Origin of the sequence: Pseudomonas sp. Marseille-Q5117 (assembly GCF_946901175.1) — a bacterium.
Classification (GTDB): domain Bacteria; phylum Pseudomonadota; class Gammaproteobacteria; order Pseudomonadales; family Pseudomonadaceae; genus Aquipseudomonas; species Aquipseudomonas iranensis.
On the sequence record NZ_CAMPPP010000017.1, the window covers coordinates 92,426 to 109,662 of the forward strand.

The 17,237-nt window shown below is 61.4% G+C and carries 10 protein-coding genes and 1 pseudogene; 1 reads left to right on the forward strand and 10 read right to left on the reverse strand.

Features of this window, described 5'->3' with window-relative positions; translation table 11 throughout:
• Positions 1 to 68 precede the first annotated feature (68 nt).
• The 10 genes and pseudogenes from OC605_RS23005 to OC605_RS23050 form a co-directional block, all read right to left on the reverse strand.
• Positions 69 to 1,487 (reverse strand): FAD-dependent oxidoreductase, encoded by a 1,419-nt coding sequence (locus OC605_RS23005; protein ID WP_007909438.1) that lies wholly within the window; start codon positions 1,485 to 1,487, stop codon positions 69 to 71.
• 33 nt (positions 1,488 to 1,520) lie between these two features.
• On the reverse strand, positions 1,521 to 5,966 hold the full coding sequence (gltB, locus tag OC605_RS23010) for a glutamate synthase large subunit (protein WP_262139694.1): 4,446 nt from the start codon (positions 5,964 to 5,966) through the stop codon (positions 1,521 to 1,523).
• 350 nt (positions 5,967 to 6,316) lie between these two features.
• A pseudogene (locus OC605_RS23015) lies at positions 6,317 to 7,904 on the reverse strand (AAA family ATPase).
• A 10-nt stretch (positions 7,905 to 7,914) separates the two neighbouring features.
• Positions 7,915 to 9,015: a 3-dehydroquinate synthase gene (gene aroB, locus OC605_RS23020; RefSeq protein ID WP_024011271.1), complete on the reverse strand. Its 1,101-nt coding sequence runs from the start codon at positions 9,013 to 9,015 to the stop codon at positions 7,915 to 7,917.
• A 152-nt stretch (positions 9,016 to 9,167) separates the two neighbouring features.
• Positions 9,168 to 9,686: a shikimate kinase AroK gene (gene aroK / locus OC605_RS23025; RefSeq protein WP_024011270.1), complete on the reverse strand. Its 519-nt coding sequence runs from the start codon at positions 9,684 to 9,686 to the stop codon at positions 9,168 to 9,170.
• Positions 9,687 to 9,690: 4 nt separating this feature from the next.
• On the reverse strand, positions 9,691 to 11,769 hold the full coding sequence (pilQ, locus tag OC605_RS23030) for a type IV pilus secretin PilQ (protein WP_122611068.1): 2,079 nt from the start codon (positions 11,767 to 11,769) through the stop codon (positions 9,691 to 9,693).
• A 13-nt stretch (positions 11,770 to 11,782) separates the two neighbouring features.
• Positions 11,783 to 12,307: a pilus assembly protein PilP gene (locus OC605_RS23035; protein WP_160768498.1), complete on the reverse strand. Its 525-nt coding sequence runs from the start codon at positions 12,305 to 12,307 to the stop codon at positions 11,783 to 11,785.
• Complete coding sequence (gene pilO, locus OC605_RS23040) at positions 12,304 to 12,927, reverse strand: type 4a pilus biogenesis protein PilO (RefSeq protein WP_137215140.1); 624 nt, start codon at positions 12,925 to 12,927, stop codon at positions 12,304 to 12,306. The genes OC605_RS23035 and pilO overlap by 4 nt, the downstream gene beginning before the upstream one ends.
• Positions 12,924 to 13,490 (reverse strand): PilN domain-containing protein, encoded by a 567-nt coding sequence (locus OC605_RS23045; RefSeq protein WP_056787334.1) that lies wholly within the window; start codon positions 13,488 to 13,490, stop codon positions 12,924 to 12,926. Before OC605_RS23045 ends, pilO begins: the two co-directional genes overlap by 4 nt.
• Positions 13,490 to 14,554 (reverse strand): pilus assembly protein PilM, encoded by a 1,065-nt coding sequence (locus tag OC605_RS23050; RefSeq protein ID WP_024011266.1) that lies wholly within the window; start codon positions 14,552 to 14,554, stop codon positions 13,490 to 13,492. The genes OC605_RS23045 and OC605_RS23050 overlap by 1 nt, the downstream gene beginning before the upstream one ends.
• A 219-nt stretch (positions 14,555 to 14,773) precedes the next feature.
• On the opposite strand from OC605_RS23050, the gene OC605_RS23055 reads away from it, so the two are divergent.
• Positions 14,774 to 17,218, forward strand: coding sequence for a penicillin-binding protein 1A (locus tag OC605_RS23055; RefSeq protein WP_410056020.1), 2,445 nt, complete (start codon positions 14,774 to 14,776; stop codon positions 17,216 to 17,218).
• Positions 17,219 to 17,237 lie beyond the last annotated feature (19 nt).

Genomic DNA, 17,237 nt, shown 5'->3' on the forward strand with positions numbered 1-17,237 from the left:
GCTGACAGACCGCTTTCGCGAGCAGGCTCGCTCCCACAGGAGTATTGCGTTTGGCTCAGGCGCCGGGGTTAGACACCCAGGTAATCGAGGATCCCTTCAGCCGCATTGCGCCCTTCAAAGATCGCCGTCACCACCAGGTCGGAACCGCGCACCATGTCGCCACCGGCGAAGATTTTCGGGTTGCTGGTCTGGTGCTTGTACTGACCTTGCTCAGGCGCAACAACGCGGCCCTGGCTGTCGGTCTGGATCTCGAACTGTTCGAACCACGGTGCCGGGCTCGGACGGAAGCCGAAGGCGATGACCACGGCGTCGGCCGGGATGATCTCTTCGGAGCCCGGGATCGGCTCGGGGCTGCGACGGCCACGGGCGTCCGGTTCGCCGAGACGGGTCTCGACCACTTTGACGCCTTCGACCTTGTCTTCACCGACAATGGCGATCGGCTGGCGGTTGTAGAGGAATTTCACGCCTTCTTCCTTGGCGTTCTTCACCTCTTTGCGCGAGCCGGGCATGTTCGCTTCGTCACGACGATAAGCGCAGGTCACCGACTTGGCGCCCTGACGGATCGAGGTGCGGTTGCAGTCCATCGCCGTGTCGCCGCCGCCGAGTACCACGACCTTCTTGCCTTTCATGTCGACGAAATCTTCCGGCGACTTTTCAAAGCCCAGGTTGCGATTGACGTTGGCAATAAGGAAATCCAGCGCGTCGTAAACGCCCGGCAGATCCTCACCGGCAAAACCGCCTTTCATGTAGGTGTAGGTGCCCATGCCCATGAACACCGCATCGTACTCGGCGAGCAGTTGTTCCATGGTCACGTCTTTGCCGACTTCGGTGTTGAGGCGGAACTCGATGCCCATGCCGGTGAAGACTTCGCGACGATTGCTCAGCACGGTCTTTTCCAGCTTGAACTCGGGGATGCCGAAGGTCAGCAGGCCACCGATTTCCGGGTTCTTGTCGAACACCACCGGAGTTACACCGCCACGCACCAGCACGTCGGCACAACCAAGACCCGCCGGGCCTGCGCCGATGATCGCGACGCGTTTGCCGGTCGGCTTGACCTTGGACATGTCCGGGCGCCAGCCCATGGCGAACGCGGTGTCGGTGATGTACTTCTCGACCGAACCGATGGTCACCGCGCCGAAGCCGTCGTTGAGGGTGCAGGCACCCTCGCACAGACGATCCTGCGGGCACACCCGGCCGCAGACTTCCGGCAGGGTGTTGGTCTGGTGCGACAGCTCGGCGGCCTGAAGGATGTTGCCCTCGGCGACCAATTTGAGCCAGTTGGGAATGAAGTTGTGCACCGGGCACTTCCATTCGCAATACGGGTTGCCGCAACCCAGGCAGCGGTGGGCCTGATCGGCCGACTGCTGGGGTTTGAACGGTTCGTAGATTTCAACGAACTCTTTCTTGCGTTGACGCAACAGTTTCTTCTTCGGATCCTTGCGCCCGACATCGATGAACTGGAAGTCGTTATTCAGACGTTCAGCCATTGTTAAAACCTCATCAAACTCTTCAGGCGCATATCACTGCGGGTTGGCACGAGTGCTGGAAAGCAGGGTTTTCAAGCTGGCAGCCTTGGGCTTGACCAACCAGAAACGCCGCAAGTAATCGTCGAGGTTCTCGGCGAGTTCACGACCCCACTCGCTGTCGGTTTCGGCGACGTACTCGTTCAGCACGTTTTGCAGGTGGCTGCGATAGGCTTCCATCGCCTCGCCGCTGATCCGCTGGATCTCCACCAGTTCGTGATTGACCCGGTCAACGAAGGTGTTGTCCTGATCGAGCACGTAGGCGAAACCACCGGTCATGCCAGAACCGAAGTTGTAACCGGTCTTGCCCAGCACGCAGACGAAACCACCAGTCATGTACTCGCAGCAGTGATCGCCAGTGCCTTCCACGACGGTGTGGGCACCGGAGTTACGCACGGCGAAACGCTCGCCTGCGGTGCCGGCGGCGAACAACTTGCCGCCAGTGGCGCCGTACAGGCAGGTGTTGCCGATGATGGCGCTTTCCTGAGTCTTGTAGACGCTGCCCTTCGGCGGCACGATGACCAGCTTGCCGCCGGTCATGCCTTTGCCGACGTAGTCGTTGGCGTCGCCTTCCAGGTACATGTTCAGACCGCCGGCGTTCCACACACCGAAGCTCTGCCCGGCCGTGCCTTTGAAACGGAACGTGATCGGCGCTTTCGCCATCCCTTGGTTGCCATGCTTGCGCGCGATTTCGCCGGAGATCCGCGCGCCGATCGAACGGTCGCAGTTGCAGATATCCAGCTCGAACTCTGCACCGCTGAGGTCGTTGATCGCCGACGCGGCCAGCTCGACCATCTTCTCCGCGAGCAGACCTTTGTCGAACGGCGGGTTGCGCTCAACGCCGCAGAACTGCGGTTTGTCCGCCGGGATGTGATCGCTGCCCAACAGCGGCGTCAGGTCCAGGTGATGTTGCTTGGCGGTCTGGCCTTCGAGGATTTCCAGCAGATCAGTGCGACCGATCAGCTCTTCGAGGGAGCGCACACCCAGTTTGGCCAGCCACTCACGGGTTTCTTCGGCGACGTAGGTGAAGAAATTCACCACCATGTCGACGGTGCCGATGTAGTGATCCTTGCGCAGTTTCTCGTTCTGCGTCGCGACGCCAGTGGCGCAGTTGTTCAGATGGCAGATGCGCAGGTATTTGCAGCCCAGTGCGATCATCGGCGCGGTACCGAAGCCGAAGCTCTCGGCGCCAAGGATCGCGGCTTTGATCACGTCGAGACCGGTTTTCAGGCCACCGTCGGTCTGCACCCGGACTTTGCCGCGCAGGTCGTTGCCGCGCAGGGTCTGGTGGGTTTCAGCCAGGCCGAGTTCCCAAGGTGCGCCGGCGTACTTGATCGAGGTCAGCGGCGAAGCACCGGTGCCACCGTCGTAGCCGGAAATGGTGATCAGGTCGGCATAGGCCTTGGCCACACCGGCGGCGATGGTGCCGACGCCCGCTTCTGCTACCAGCTTCACCGAAACCAGCGCCTGCGGGTTGACCTGCTTCAAGTCAAAGATCAACTGCGACAAATCTTCGATCGAATAGATGTCGTGGTGCGGCGGTGGCGAAATCAGGGTCACGCCCGGCACTGCGTAACGCAGCTTGGCGATCAGCCCGTTGACCTTGCCGCCCGGCAGTTGCCCGCCCTCGCCCGGCTTGGCGCCTTGGGCGACCTTGATCTGCAGCACTTCGGCGTTGACCAGGTATTCCGGAGTTACACCAAAACGGCCAGTCGCAACCTGCTTGATTTTCGAGCTCTTGATGGTGCCGTAACGCGCCGGGTCTTCACCGCCTTCGCCGGAGTTGGAACGCGCGCCGAGGCGGTTCATGGCTTCGGCCAGGGCTTCGTGAGCTTCCGGCGACAGTGCGCCCAGCGAGATACCGGCGGAGTCGAAGCGCTTGAGCACCGACTCCAGCGGCTCGACTTCACTGATGTCCAGCGGCGTTTCGAGGGTCTTGACCTTGAACAGGTCGCGAATCATCGACACCGGACGGTTGTCCACCAGCGAGGTGTATTCCTTGAACTTGGCGTAGTCGCCCTGCTGCACAGCGGCTTGCAGGGTGTTGACCACGTCCGGGTTGTAGGCGTGATATTCGCCACCGTGGACGAACTTCAGCAGACCGCCCTGCTGGATCGGCTTGCGCGGACTCCAGGCTTCGACGGCGAGCGCTTTCTGCTCGGCTTCGATGTCGACGAAACGCGCGCCCTTGATCCGGCTCGGCACGCCACGGAAGCTCAGCTCGCAGACTTCTTCAGACAGACCAATGGCCTCGAACAGCTGCGCACCACGGTACGAAGCGATGGTCGAGATACCCATCTTCGACAGGATCTTGAGCAGGCCTTTGGTGATGCCCTTGCGGTAGTTCTTGAACACCTCGTAGAGGTCGCCCAGGACTTCACCGGTACGGATCAGATCGCCCAATACTTCGTAGGCCAGGAACGGATAGACCGCCGAGGCGCCGAAACCGATCAGCACGGCGAAGTGGTGCGGATCGCGTGCAGTGGCGGTTTCCACGAGGATGTTGGAATCGCAACGCAGGCCCTTCTCGGTCAGGCGGTGGTGCACGGCACCGGTCGCCAGCGAAGCGTGGATCGGCAGCTTGCCCGGGGCGATATGGCGGTCGCTGAGGACGATCTGGGTACGCCCGGCGCGCACGGCTTCTTCAGCCTGATCGGCAACGTTGCGGATCGCCGCTTCGAGGCCGAGGCTTTCGTCGTAGTTGAGGTCGATGATCGCCCGTTCGAAACCCGGACGGTCGAGGTTCATCAGCGAGCGCCACTTGGCCGGCGAGATCACTGGCGAGCTGAGGATCACGCGCGAGGCGTGTTCCGGCGACTCCTGGAAAATGTTGCGCTCGGCACCGAGGCAGATTTCCAGCGACATCACGATCGCTTCACGCAGCGGGTCGATCGGCGGGTTGGTGACCTGCGCAAACTGCTGACGGAAATAGTCGTACGGCGTGCGTACACGCTGGGACAGCACGGCCATCGGCGTGTCGTCGCCCATCGAGCCCACGGCTTCGTAACCTTGCTCGCCAAGCGGGCGCAGCACCTGATCACGCTCTTCGAACGTGACCTGATACATCTTCATGTACTGCTTGAGCTGGTCGACGTCGTAGAAAGCCGAACCGTGGTCGTTGTCTTCCATGGTCGCCTGAATGCGCAGGGCATTCTTGCGCAGCCACTGCTTGTACGGATGACGGGATTTCAGACGGTTGTCGATCGCATCGGTATCGAGGATCTGCCCGGTCTCGGTGTCCACAGCGAAGATCTGGCCAGGGCCGACACGGCCCTTGGCGAGCACGTCTTCGGGCTGGTAGTTCCACACGCCGATTTCCGAGGCGAGGGTGATGAAACCATTCTTGGTGGTGACCCAGCGCGCCGGACGCAGACCGTTACGGTCGAGCAGGCACACCGCGTAACGACCGTCGGTCATTACCACGCCGGCCGGGCCGTCCCACGGCTCCATGTGCATCGAGTTGTACTCGTAGAACGCACGCAGATCCGGGTCCATGGTTTCAACGTTCTGCCACGCAGGCGGAATGATCATGCGCACGCCACGGAACAGGTCGATGCCACCGGTGACCATCAGTTCGAGCATGTTGTCCATGCTCGATGAGTCGGACCCGACACGGTTGACCAGCGGGCCGAGTTCTTCCAGATCCATCAGATCGTTGGTGAACTTGGTCCGCCGGGCCTGCGCCCAGTTGCGGTTACCGGTGATGGTGTTGATCTCGCCGTTGTGGGCGAGGAAGCGGAACGGCTGCGCCAGCGGCCATTTCGGCAGGGTGTTGGTAGAGAAGCGCTGGTGGAACACGCAGATTGCGGTTTGCAGGCGCTCGTCACTCAGGTCTGGATAGAACGCGGCCAGGTCGGCCGGCATCATCAGGCCTTTATAGATGATGGTCTTGTGCGAAAAGCTGCAGATGTAGTGGTCGCTGTCAGCGGCGTTGGCCACCGACGAACGGCGACGGGCGCTGAACAGCTTCACCGCCATGTCCTGATCGCTCAGGCCTTCGCCGCCGATGTAGACCTGCTCAATCTGCGGCAGGCGTTCAAGGGCGAGGCGGCCGAGGACGCTGGTGTCGATCGGCACTTTGCGCCAGCCGATCAGTTGCAGGCCTTCGGCGAGGATCTCGCGGTTCATGTTCTCGCGAGCGGCTTCGGCCTTGGCCGGATCCTGATTGAAGAACACCATGCCCACGGCATATTGCTTGGGCATATCGACGCCGAAGCTTTCCCGGGCAATGGCTCGCAGGAAGGCGTCGGGTTTTTGAATCAGCAGACCGCAACCGTCACCGGTCTTGCCGTCGGCATTAATCCCACCGCGGTGGGTCATGCAGGTCAGGGCCTCGATGGCCGTTTGCAAAAGGGTATGACTGGGCTCGCCCTGCATATGAGCTATCAGGCCGAAACCGCAGTTATCCTTGAATTCATCTGGTTGGTACAGACCTGCTTTCATAGACACTTTCTCACCAGGCTGCCTCTACTCGAGGCAAATTTCTTTTCAATTCAACCACTTGCGTTCCGCGCCGAACGTACGCCGGCTTAGCGGGGGCAAAAGGGTGGTCATTGTACACAGCGACACAGAGGCTCACAAATTTGACGACGAACTGTCGCAAATTCATGTCGCATTTGTGAAAGGTTTAAAGCGATCTGCTGTGCTAGTCAAAACTTTTTTAATTTTGACCGCAACGACTCAAAGACTACTGTGACGCAGACACCACAAGGCACGCGACCTGTGAAGGCGGCGCGCACTCGTAGAAATTTTGAGGTGCTTGGAGAGGCGGCCTGGGTAAGGCCGCCGAATCTTCAGCGAGTTGTTGCCAGTTCCTGTTGGACGCTGGCGACAGTGCGAGGCCAAGGTTTACCAGCCTGAACCTTCGCTGGCAAGGCCTTGATGGCAGAAACGGCCGCATCACGATTGGCAAAGTTGCCGTAGGTGATCACGTAAAGCGGCTTGCCATTGAGGACTTTCTTGAAATAACGGTACTCGCCGCCCTGCTCCTTGACGAAGTTCTGCGCGGCGGTCTCCGAGCTGGTGCCGAGAATCTGCACGACATAGTTGCTGGTCGGCTGAACGGCGTACCAGCTGCCACCGGCAGCCTTGGCCACGGTAACGGGCTTGTCGGCAGGCTTGGCCGGAGCAGGAGCCGGTTTCGCAGCTGGCGCCGGGGTGGCCGGAGCAGGCTTGGCCGTGGCGATCTGCGTCGGTGCCGGGGTTGGTGCCGGTTTGGCGGCAGGAGTTGGAACCGGTGTCGGCGCGGGACCGGCCGGAACGCCAGCAGGGCGGCGCGGAGGTGGTGACGGTCGGCGGCGTATCGCTGGAGCCTTCCAGCGACACGCCGTCGTCGCCTTCGGTGATGCCACCGGCGGCTTCCGCCAGCGGGCCACGCATGACCGGCTGCGAGTTGCCGACCAATGGCAGCGGCATCGGCTGAGTGTTGCCGGCGAATTCGACGGACGGGTTGGCGCCGTTCGCTGCGCCCTGACCCAATGGCAATTGCGCCTGTTCATTGGCCGGAGCACCGGTGGTCGGTGCCTTGCTGCGACCCGGCATCAGCCAGGCGGCGGCAACCGCGACCACAACGACGGCGGAAATCGCCAATACGTGTTTCTTCGGCATGTTGAACCCCATACTTGGACGCTTGACCGCGGAGCGGCTGGCAATCATGACTTCGATCAGTGCATCGCGAGCGACCTGGTTGATGTTGCCCGGCCAGCCCTCGGAGCTTTCGTGAATATCAGAGATCTGATCTGCGGTGAAAAGTTCGACACCCCGGCCCGCGCCTTCCAGCCGCTGGTCGAGATATTCGCGGGTCTCTTCTTCGGTGTACGGCTGCAATTCGATGACGTGAAAACGCTCTTCTTCGAGCTGCAATGCCTCGAGCTGGGCGATCAGCGACGACTCGCCGAACAGGAACACATGCGGACGACCTTCCGGCGTGCCGGCGCCGAGCGCCATCAACGCTTCCAGCGCGGACTCGTCGAGCTGCTCGGCATCGTCCACGAGCAGATAGACTTCCTGCCCGGTCAGACCCAGTTGCACCACCTGCTCGAGAATCGCGCCGACTTCGGCCTGAGCGACATCCAGCGCCTGCGCCACCTGGCGCAGCACGCCGGCCGCATCACCGGCGCCACGGGCGGAAACCACCACGCTCTGCACCGATTGTTTATTGGTGCTGGCCACCAGCGCCTGCCGCAGCAGGGTCTTGCCGCTGCCCTGCGGGCCGGTGACCACCAGCAGCAACTGGCTGTAACGCGCCAGGTGATGCAGTTGACCCAGCACCGGTTTGCGCTGGGCCGGGAAGAATTTGAAGCCCGGCACCCGTGGCGCGAACGGGTCGTGACTTAACTGGAAATGGCCGAGAAACGCCTCGTCGGCATGCAAACTAGTCATCGGAATCGTTTTAACCTTTAAGCTGAGCCAGGGCGCGGTAATCCGCTCCCAGCGTGGCCTGTAGAACCTCTTTCGGATAATCGTCGGTCACTACCGCTTCGCCCATCCGGCGCAGCAGCACCAGGCGCAGACGACCGTCGATCACTTTTTTATCAATTGCCATGTGTTGGAGAAAATCGGCTTCGGTCATTTCTGTCGGCGGAACGACCGGCAAGCCGGCGCGCTGGAACAGACGAATGCCGCGATCACGCTCCTGCTCGCTGATCCAGCCCAGGCGCGCGGACATTTCCAGCGCCATCACCGTGCCCGCCGCCACCGCCTCGCCATGCAGCCAGACACCATAGCCCATGTGGGTTTCGATGGCGTGGCCGAAGGTGTGGCCGAGGTTGAGCGTGGCGCGTACGCCGGTTTCCTTTTCATCGGCACCGACCACCGCAGCCTTGGCCGCGCAGGAACGCTCGATCGCATAGGTCAGCGCGGTCTGGTCCAGCGCGCGCAGAGCGTCAACGTTTTCTTCCAGCCAGGTCAGGAACGGCTCGTCGCAGATCAGGCCGTACTTGATGACTTCCGCCAGGCCCGCCGACAACTCGCGCTGCGGCAGGGTTTTCAGCGATGCGGTATCGATCAGCACCACGTTCGGCTGATAGAACGCGCCGACCATGTTCTTGCCCAGCGGATGGTTGATGCCGGTCTTGCCGCCGACCGAGGAATCGACCTGCGACAACAGCGTGGTAGGAATCTGGATGAAATCGACACCGCGCTGATAACAGGCAGCCGCGAAACCGGCCATGTCGCCGATCACCCCGCCGCCCAAGGCGATCACGGTGGTACGGCGGTCGTGACGCGCGGTCAACAGACCGTCGAAAATCAGTTGCAGGGTTTCCCAGTTCTTGAAGGCTTCGCCATCAGGCAACACCACCGAGATCACCGAGAACTGCGCAAGGCTGCGGGTCAGACGTTCGAGATAGAGCGGCGCGACGGTTTCGTTGGAGATGATTGCCACCTGCCGCCCGTGGATATGCGGCGCCAGCAGTTCCGGCTGATCCAACAGACCTTCGCCAATATGAATCGGGTAGCTGCGCTCGCCTAGATCGACCTTGAGTGTCTGCATGTGTCCCCACAGTGAAGATGGAAGCAGGCATCCTGCCCTGAAATTATTGGTGTTCTGCGGCCTGTAGCGGTATGACGCCGCTCGCCCGGCATCCGCCACACCCTCGGCGGACGCTGACAGGACGCCGAGGATAGCGCATTTCGGACGATGCTTTAACGGGGCGGCAACTGCGCGAGGCGGTCGAGAATGTCGAGCACCACCATGCGTGGCGGCCGCTCGTCGGTTTCCACCACCAGATCGGCAATTTCCCGATAAAGCGGATCACGGATCTCGAGCAGGTCGCGCAAGGTTTTCGCCGGATCGGCGGTACGCAGCAGCGGCCGATTGCGATCGCGGGAGGTGCGGCCGACCTGCTGCTCGACGGAGGCGTGCAGATACACCACGCGCCCGCCTTCATGCAGGGCCTTGCGATTGGCATCACGCATCACTGCGCCGCCGCCGGTCGCCAGCACCACGCCATCGAACGCGCACAGCTCGGCGATCATCGCCTGCTCACGGTCACGAAAGCCGGGCTCGCCTTCCTTGTCGAAGATCCATGGGATATTGGCACCCGTGCGCAGCTCAATTTCCTTGTCGGAATCCTTGAACGGCAGGCGCAGCTCTTTGGCCAGCAATCGGCCGATGGTGCTTTTGCCAGCACCCATCGGTCCTACAAGTATCAAATTTCGCACAGAATCAACGACTCACAGCAATCGCCTGGTTATTCATGATACGCGGAGTGAGAAATACCAGCAGCTCGGATTTTTTCTCCGAAACCACATCACGCCGGAAAAGGCGGCCAAGATACGGCACATCGCCAAGAAATGGCACCTTATCTACGACCTTGCTTTGAGTATTTGAAAAAACACCGCCGATTACGATGGTCTCGCCGTCATTTACCAGCACTTTGGCGTTGACCTCGTTTTTCTTGATCGGCGGCACATCCTGCACTTTGTTCAGGTAGTCCGGCTCATCCTTGGTGACCTTGACCTCCATGATGATGCGGTTGTCCGGGGTGATCTGCGGAGTAACTTCCAGTGACAGCGAAGCCTCCTTGAACGACACCGAGGTCGCGCCGCTGGAGCTGGCCTCCTGATAGGGAATCTCGGTGCCTTTGAGGATCTTCGCGGTTTCCTTGTCCGAGGTGACCACCTTCGGCTGCGAGACGATTTCACCGTTGCCGGTCTTTTCCATTGCCGTCAGTTCGAGATCCAGCAGCACGTTGTCGGTGATGAACGCGATGCCGATCCCCGAAGTATTATTGACCGTGCCCATGTCGACGAACGGCGAGTTGGTGCCGGTGCTGCCCGGCGTACCGATAGTGCTCGACGAACCGTTGACCCCGGAGGCGTTCCAGTTGCCCTTGTTCTGCACCGAACCGCCCCAGCGCACGCCCAGGCTCTTGTCGTAATCGACGTTGGCCTCGACGATGCGCGCCTCGATCATCACCTGGCGCACCGGAATATCCAGCTGCGCGACGATCCGCCGGAGTTCGTCGAGGCGATCCTGGGTCTGGTAGGCAATGATGTTGTTGGTTCGCTCATCGACGGTAATCGAACCGCGCTCGTCGACCTTGGCCTCGGCACTGGTCACCGACTGGAACAGCTTGGCGATGTCCGCTGCCTTGGCGTAATTGACTTGCAGCAGCTCACGACGCAGGGGCGCCAGCTCGGCGATCTGCTTCTGCGATTCCAGTTCCTGACGCTCGCGAGCGGCAATTTCATCGGCCGGCGCGACCAGCAGCACGTTGCCGATCTTGCGCTTGTCCAGGCCCTTGGTTTTCAACACCAGATCCAGCGCCTGATCCCACGGCACGTTCTGCAGGCGCAAGGTGATACCGCCCTGCACCGTATCGCTTGCTACGAGGTTGAGGTTGGTGAAGTCCGCGATCAGTTGCAGCACCGAGCGCACGTCGATGTCCTGAAAATTCAGTGACAGCTTGTCGCCGACATAGGCCTGACGGTCGGCGTTGCGCTTTTGCAGGTCGTCGATGCTCATCGGCCGAACGCTGACGGTGAGCTTGTTGTCGGTCTGAAACGTGGAGTAGTCGAAGGTGCCGCTGGGCTCGACACTGATCACGGTGCGATCGCCGGTGAGCGCTGCGTTGACGAACTGCACCGGGGTGGCGAAGTCCTTGACGTCGAGGCGCACGCGCAGCTTTTCCGGCAATTGCGTGCGGGCGAAGCTGAGGATGATCTTGCCATCGTGCTCCTGGATATCCGGGGCGATGGTCGGATCAGAGAGGTCGATGACTACGTTGCCCTCACCCTCGGTGCCGCGCTGGAAATCGACACCGCGAATCGCCCTGCTGCGTTGCGCGGCTGGTCTGGCAGGTGCCGCAGCGGCCGTGGCGGCACGCGGTGCAACGGCAGCCGGGCGCGGCGCAGTCGCGGAAGCGCCCTGACCGACCACCACAAACAGATTATTGCCCTCGACCCGCGTGCTGTAAGGCGCCAGCTGCGTCAGGCTGACAATCAGCCGCGTGCGATCCTTGGCTTCGGCCACCGTGGCCGTGCGCGCGTTGCCGCTGCCCAGATCAAGATTCCTGTTGGCCAACTGGCTGGTCACGCCCGGCAGATCCAGTGCAATGCGCGCCGGCGACTCGGTTGTGTAGCCCTTGGGCTGTGGTGGCGGGCCGTCGAACGACAGCTTCAGTTCGACGCGGTCACCCGGCAGCGCGGCAACATCCAGCGCTTTCAGACTGGCCGCCATTACCATCGGTGACACCAGCGCTATCCATAGCGAAAAACCGAGGGTGGAGAAAATCCTGTTCATTGTTCGACTTCCACTATGAGTGCTCTTTCAAAGGAATGGTGCGCGGCCGCTCCAGCCAGGCGCCGGCGCCGTCGGGCACGATCTCGACGACATCGACCTGGGTGGCGCTGATGGCGACGATGCGGCCGTCGTTGCGGCCCAGGTAGTCGCCGACCTTGAGACGATGCACCCCGCCTGCACCGCGCAGCAGCGCGAACGAGCCCGAGGCATTGGCGATCGTGCCGACCATTTCGAACTGCTCGATGTTGAACCCTTCAAGGTATTGCTTGACCCGGTTGGGGTCAGGTTTGACGTTGCGCGAGCCGTGCTTCTGCCCGGCCAGATCGACCCGCGCCTGCCGCGAAAACGGGCTGCGCAGGTTGGCGGCGCTGTAAGTGAATGTGGGGTAAGACCGGAATGTCGGCGTTGGTTCAATCTTGCCCGCCGGGCGCAGGCGCACTTCGTTGAGGTAAGCGTCGAGGTCGCTGAAGTCATCGCCGCCACCGCAACCGCTCAACGCCAGCACCATGGGCAGGACGAGATAACGAATCGGGGTCATTTCTCCAGCCCCTTGTCGTTATAGCGGTACGTCTTGGCAAGAATGCTCATGCGCAGCTTCGTCCCGCCCTCGGGATTGGCCGGCGCCAGTTCGAAATCGTGCAGAGTCACAATTCGCGGCAGGCCGGCGACGCCGCTGACGAAGGTCGCGAGGTCGTGATAGGCACCGGTCACGGTGATCTGGATCGGCAGTTCGATGTAGAACGGCTGGGTCACTTCCGGCAGCAGCTTGATTTCCTCGAATTCCAGGCCGCTGCCCAGACCGGTGCGGGTGATGTCTTCGAGCAGGCCCGGCACTTCGGTGTCGCTGGGCAATTGCCGCAGCAGCACGCCGAAGGTGTTTTCCATTTCCTTCATTTGCTGGGTATACAGCTCAAGGTTCGCCGACAGCCGCGCCTTGCTGGCGAATTGTTCCTTGAGGGTGATTTCTTCTTCGCGCTTGAGGTCGAGCTGATTTTCCATATCACTGATAAAGAAGTAATAGCCAAGCGCGAGGATCAACACCATCACCAGCGCACCGCACAGGGTTTTCACTGCCGGTGGCCAGGAGCCGATGTTGCTGGTGTCGAGGTCGTTGAAATCGATGTTGCGCAGGCCCTGCAGCCACTCGGAGGCTTTCATTGCTCGTCCTCCACAACCTTGGGCTGGGTCTGACGAACGGTCAGCTGGAAGACATTGGCCTGTTCGACCTGATCAGCGCTGGTGGCCTTGACCTCATTCAGGCTCGGCGCATCGAACCAGTCGGACGCGTCGAGATTGCGCATCAGCTCGGAGACCCGGTTGTTCGACTCCGCCGCGCCACTGATGGACAAGGTCTTGCCGGCCATTTTCACATCGGTGAAATACACGCCGTCCGGCAGGGTACGCGCCAGTTGGTCGAAGACCCGCCCGCTGATCTGCCGGTTGCCCTGCAGATCCTGGATGATGCGCATGCGCTCGACCAGTTGCTGGCGGCGCGCCTTGAGCTCGCTGATCTGCTTGATGCGTTCGTCGACCACGGCGATCTGTTTGCCGATGTAATCGTTGCGCGCCATTTGCCGCTCGATGGCCGCGGTGATGATCTGGTCGGCAATCAGCACCGCGCCGATCGAGCCGGCCAGCACGCCGATCAGGACCAGCAGAAAGCGCTTGCGCCGCTCTTCGCGGCGCTCCTCGCGCCAGGGGAGAAGGTTGATCCGCGCCATCAGTCGAAACTCCTGAGCGCGAGCCCGCAGGCAATCATCAAGGCTGGCGCATCACTGGCCAGCGCCCCAGCATTGACCTTGCTGCCTAAAGCCATGTCGGCGAACGGGTTGGCGACCTGCGTCGGCGTGTCCAGACGCTGTTCGATCAGACGGTCCAGGCCGGGCACCGAGGCGGTGCCGCCGGCGAGCAGGATATGATCCACCGCGTTGTACTGGCCGGAGGCGAAGAAGAACTGCAGCGAACGCGAGACTTGCTGCACCAGCGCCTCGCGAAATGGCTGCAAGACCTCGCTGACGTAATCGTCAGGCAGCCCGCCCTGCTTTTTCGCCAGGCCCGCCTGTTCGACCGTGAGGCCGTAGCGGCGCTGAATCTCCTCGGTGAGCTGGCGTCCACCGAACAATTGCTCGCGGGTATAGATGATCTTGCCGTTGTGCAGGACGCTGAGAGTGGTCATGGTCGCACCGATGTCGACCACTGCCACGGTCAGGCGCTCCTGGGAGGCCGCCAGATGCGTTGCCAGCAGGCCGAACGAGCGCTCCAGCGCGTAGGCCTCGACATCCACCACCCGCGCGGTCAGACCGGCGAGCGCCAGCGCCGCTTCACGCACCTCGACGTTTTCCTTGCGACAGGCGGCGAGCAGCACGTTGACCCGTTCCGGGTTGCGCGGCGAGACGCCCTGGACTTCAAAGTCGATGGCGACTTCGTCCAGCGGATAGGGAATGTATTGGTCGGCCTCGATCTTGAGCTGGTTTTCCAGTTCGTCGTCGGACAGCCCGGCGTCCATCTCGATGACCTTGGTGATCACCGCCGAACCCGCCACTGCCACCGCCACGCTCTTGACCCCGGTACGCGCCTTGACCAGCAGGCGGCTCAGTGCCTGCCCAACGCCCTCGAGTTCGGCGATGTTCTTTTCGACCACAGCGTTCGCCGGCAACGGCTCCACCGCATAGGCCTCGACCCGGTAGCGCTCGCCCTGACGGCTCAGCTCCAGCAGCTTCACCGACGTGGAGCTGATGTCGATCCCCAGTAACGCATTGGTCTTTTTATTGAAGAGTCCCAGCACTACCAATTCCCTATGACTTTCCGTGAGTTACGGACTCTGTAATACGCATTGCGTTCCTTCACCCCCGTCTTGACAGAAGCGCCAATGACGCCTCCGACGGAAAAGTGCTTATAATGCCCAGCGATTTTTTCCGCTTTTTACTGCCCGCGCGGATGGCTCTGTGTGTAACCGCAGCCCCGTGCCAAATTCATTCTTTGCCCTGGATGTCCAAAAGCCTTGATTCGTCTGCTGAAATTTTTCGGTTGGTCCATCGTCGCCGTTTTCTGCGGACTGCTCTTAGGTCTCAGCGGCGCCTTTCTTTACCTTAGTCCGGGTTTGCCGTCTGTGGAGGCGCTGAGAAGCATTCAGTTGCAGATTCCTCTGCGCGTCTACAGCAGCGACAACAAGTTGATCGCAGAATTTGGCGAAATGCGCCGTACACCGATCCGTTTCGCCGACATTCCGCCCAATTTCATCAATGCGTTACTAAGTGCTGAAGACGACAATTTTGCCAATCACTATGGCGTCGATCCGAGCAGCCTGATGCGCGCGGCAACGCAATTGGTCAAAAGCGGACACATTCAGTCCGGTGGCAGCACCATCACCATGCAGGTGGCGAAGAACTTCTTCCTTACCAGCGAGCGCAGCTTCTCGCGCAAAACCACGGAAATCCTGCTGGCCCTGCAGATCGAACGGCAACTGACCAAGGACGAGATCCTGGAGCTGTACGTCAACAAGATCTACCTGGGCAACCGTGCCTACGGCATCGAAGCGGCGGCGCAGGTGTATTACGGCAAATCGATCCGTGACATCAGCCTGGCGCAGATGGCGATGATCGCCGGCTTGCCGAAAGCTCCGTCGCGCTTCAACCCGCTGGCCAACCCGGCACGCAGCAAAGAACGCCGCGACTGGATCCTCGGGCGCATGTACAAGCTTGGCAAGATCAGCGAAGCCGACTACACCGCGGCGATCAACGAGCCGCTGAACGCCAGCTACCACGTGCCGACCCCGGAAGTGAACGCACCGTACATCGCCGAAATGGCCCGCGCCGAAATGGTCGGTCGTTATGGCAGCGAGGCCTACACCGAAGGCTTCCGCGTCACCACCACGGTGCCGAGCAATCTGCAGGAGATGGCCAACACCGCGCTGCACGAAGGTTTGATGACCTACGACCAGCGCCACGGCTACCGTGGCCCAGAGTCGCGCCTGCCAGGCAAGACCCGAGAGGCCTGGGCCAGCGAACTGACCAAGCAGCGCACCATCAGTAGTCTCGAACCTGCGATCGTTACCCAAGTCGATAAAACCGGCCTGCAAGTGTTGACCCGCACCGGTGAAGAGCACGTTGCCTGGGACACGATGAAATGGGCGCGACCATTCCTCAATACCAACAGCATGGGCGCCAACCCGCGCCAGCCGTCGGATGTCGCGCAGGTCGGTGATCTGATCCGCGTGCAGCGCCAGACCGACAATTCGCTGAAATTCAGCCAGATTCCCCAGGCTCAGGGCGCACTGGTGTCGCTGGATCCGCAGAACGGCGCGATCCGTTCGCTGGTAGGTGGCTTCGCTTTCGAGCAGAGCAACTACAACCGCGCCATGCAGGCCAAGCGTCAGCCGGGCTCGAGCTTCAAGCCATTCGTTTACAGCGCCGCGCTGGATAACGGCTACACCGCTGCCAGTCTGGTCAATGATGCGCCGATCGTGTTCGTCGACGAGTACCTGGACAAGGTCTGGCGACCGAAGAACGACACCAACACCTTCCTCGGCCCGATCCGCCTGCGTGAAGCGCTGTACAAGTCGCGCAACCTGGTGTCGATCCGCCTGTTGCAGGCCATGGGCGTGGGCAAGACAATCGACTACATCACCCGCTTCGGCTTCAACAAGCAGGACCTGCCGCCGAACCTGTCGCTGGCACTCGGCACCGCAACGCTGACACCAATGGAAATCGCCACTGGCTGGAGCACTTTCGCCAACGGCGGCTACAAGATCACCCCGTACATCATCGACAGGATCGAAAGCCGTAACGGCGACACGCTGTTCGTCGCCAACCCGCCGACCGTGCCACAGGGAGGTGCGGCGACCGACGGTATCGCTGCGCCGGCTACCGAGTCGTTCACGGTCAATGCCGCTCCGGTTGCCGGTGAAGCGTCGGGCAATCCGGCAGTGCCGCAAGCGCCGGCCGTGGCCGAGCGGATTGTCGATGGACGTACCACCTACATCCTCAACAGCATGCTGCAGGACGTAATCAAACTCGGCACCGGCCGCCGTGCACTGGCCATGGGCCGCAGCGACATCGCCGGCAAGACCGGTACCACCAACGAATCGAAAGATGCCTGGTTCTCCGGTTACAACGCTGATTACGTAACCACGGTGTGGACCGGTTTCGACCAGCCGGAAAGCCTCGGACGCCGTGAGTTCGGTGGCACCGTGGCGCTGCCGATCTGGATGAATTACATGTCGGCCGCGCTGAAAGACAAGCCGCCACATGTGCAGCCTGAGCCAGAAGGTCTGCTCAGCCTGCGGGTGGACCCGGTCAGCGGCCGCGCCGCGACGCCGAGCACGCCGGGGGCGTACTTCGAACTGTTCAAGGCCGAAGACACTCCGCCATCGGTGAACGAGCTGGGCAACGGCGCCGTACCGGGCAGCCCGCTGCCGGCGGATGAGCAGGCGCCGATCGATCTGTTCTGATGCTGAGCTAATGAAAAGC

Coding starts and splice junctions, on each gene's coding strand:
- OC605_RS23005 (WP_007909438.1), bottom strand. CDS start 1,487: ATGGCTGAACGTCTGAATAACGACTTCCAGTTCATCGATGTCGGGCGC.
- gltB (WP_262139694.1), bottom strand. CDS start 5,966: ATGAAAGCAGGTCTGTACCAACCAGATGAATTCAAGGATAACTGCGGT.
- aroB (WP_024011271.1), bottom strand. CDS start 9,015: ATGCAGACACTCAAGGTCGATCTAGGCGAGCGCAGCTACCCGATTCAT.
- pilQ (WP_122611068.1), bottom strand. CDS start 11,769: ATGAACAGGATTTTCTCCACCCTCGGTTTTTCGCTATGGATAGCGCTG.
- OC605_RS23035 (WP_160768498.1), bottom strand. CDS start 12,307: ATGACCCCGATTCGTTATCTCGTCCTGCCCATGGTGCTGGCGTTGAGC.
- pilO (WP_137215140.1), bottom strand. CDS start 12,927: ATGAAAGCCTCCGAGTGGCTGCAGGGCCTGCGCAACATCGATTTCAAC.
- OC605_RS23045 (WP_056787334.1), bottom strand. CDS start 13,490: ATGGCGCGGATCAACCTTCTCCCCTGGCGCGAGGAGCGCCGCGAAGAG.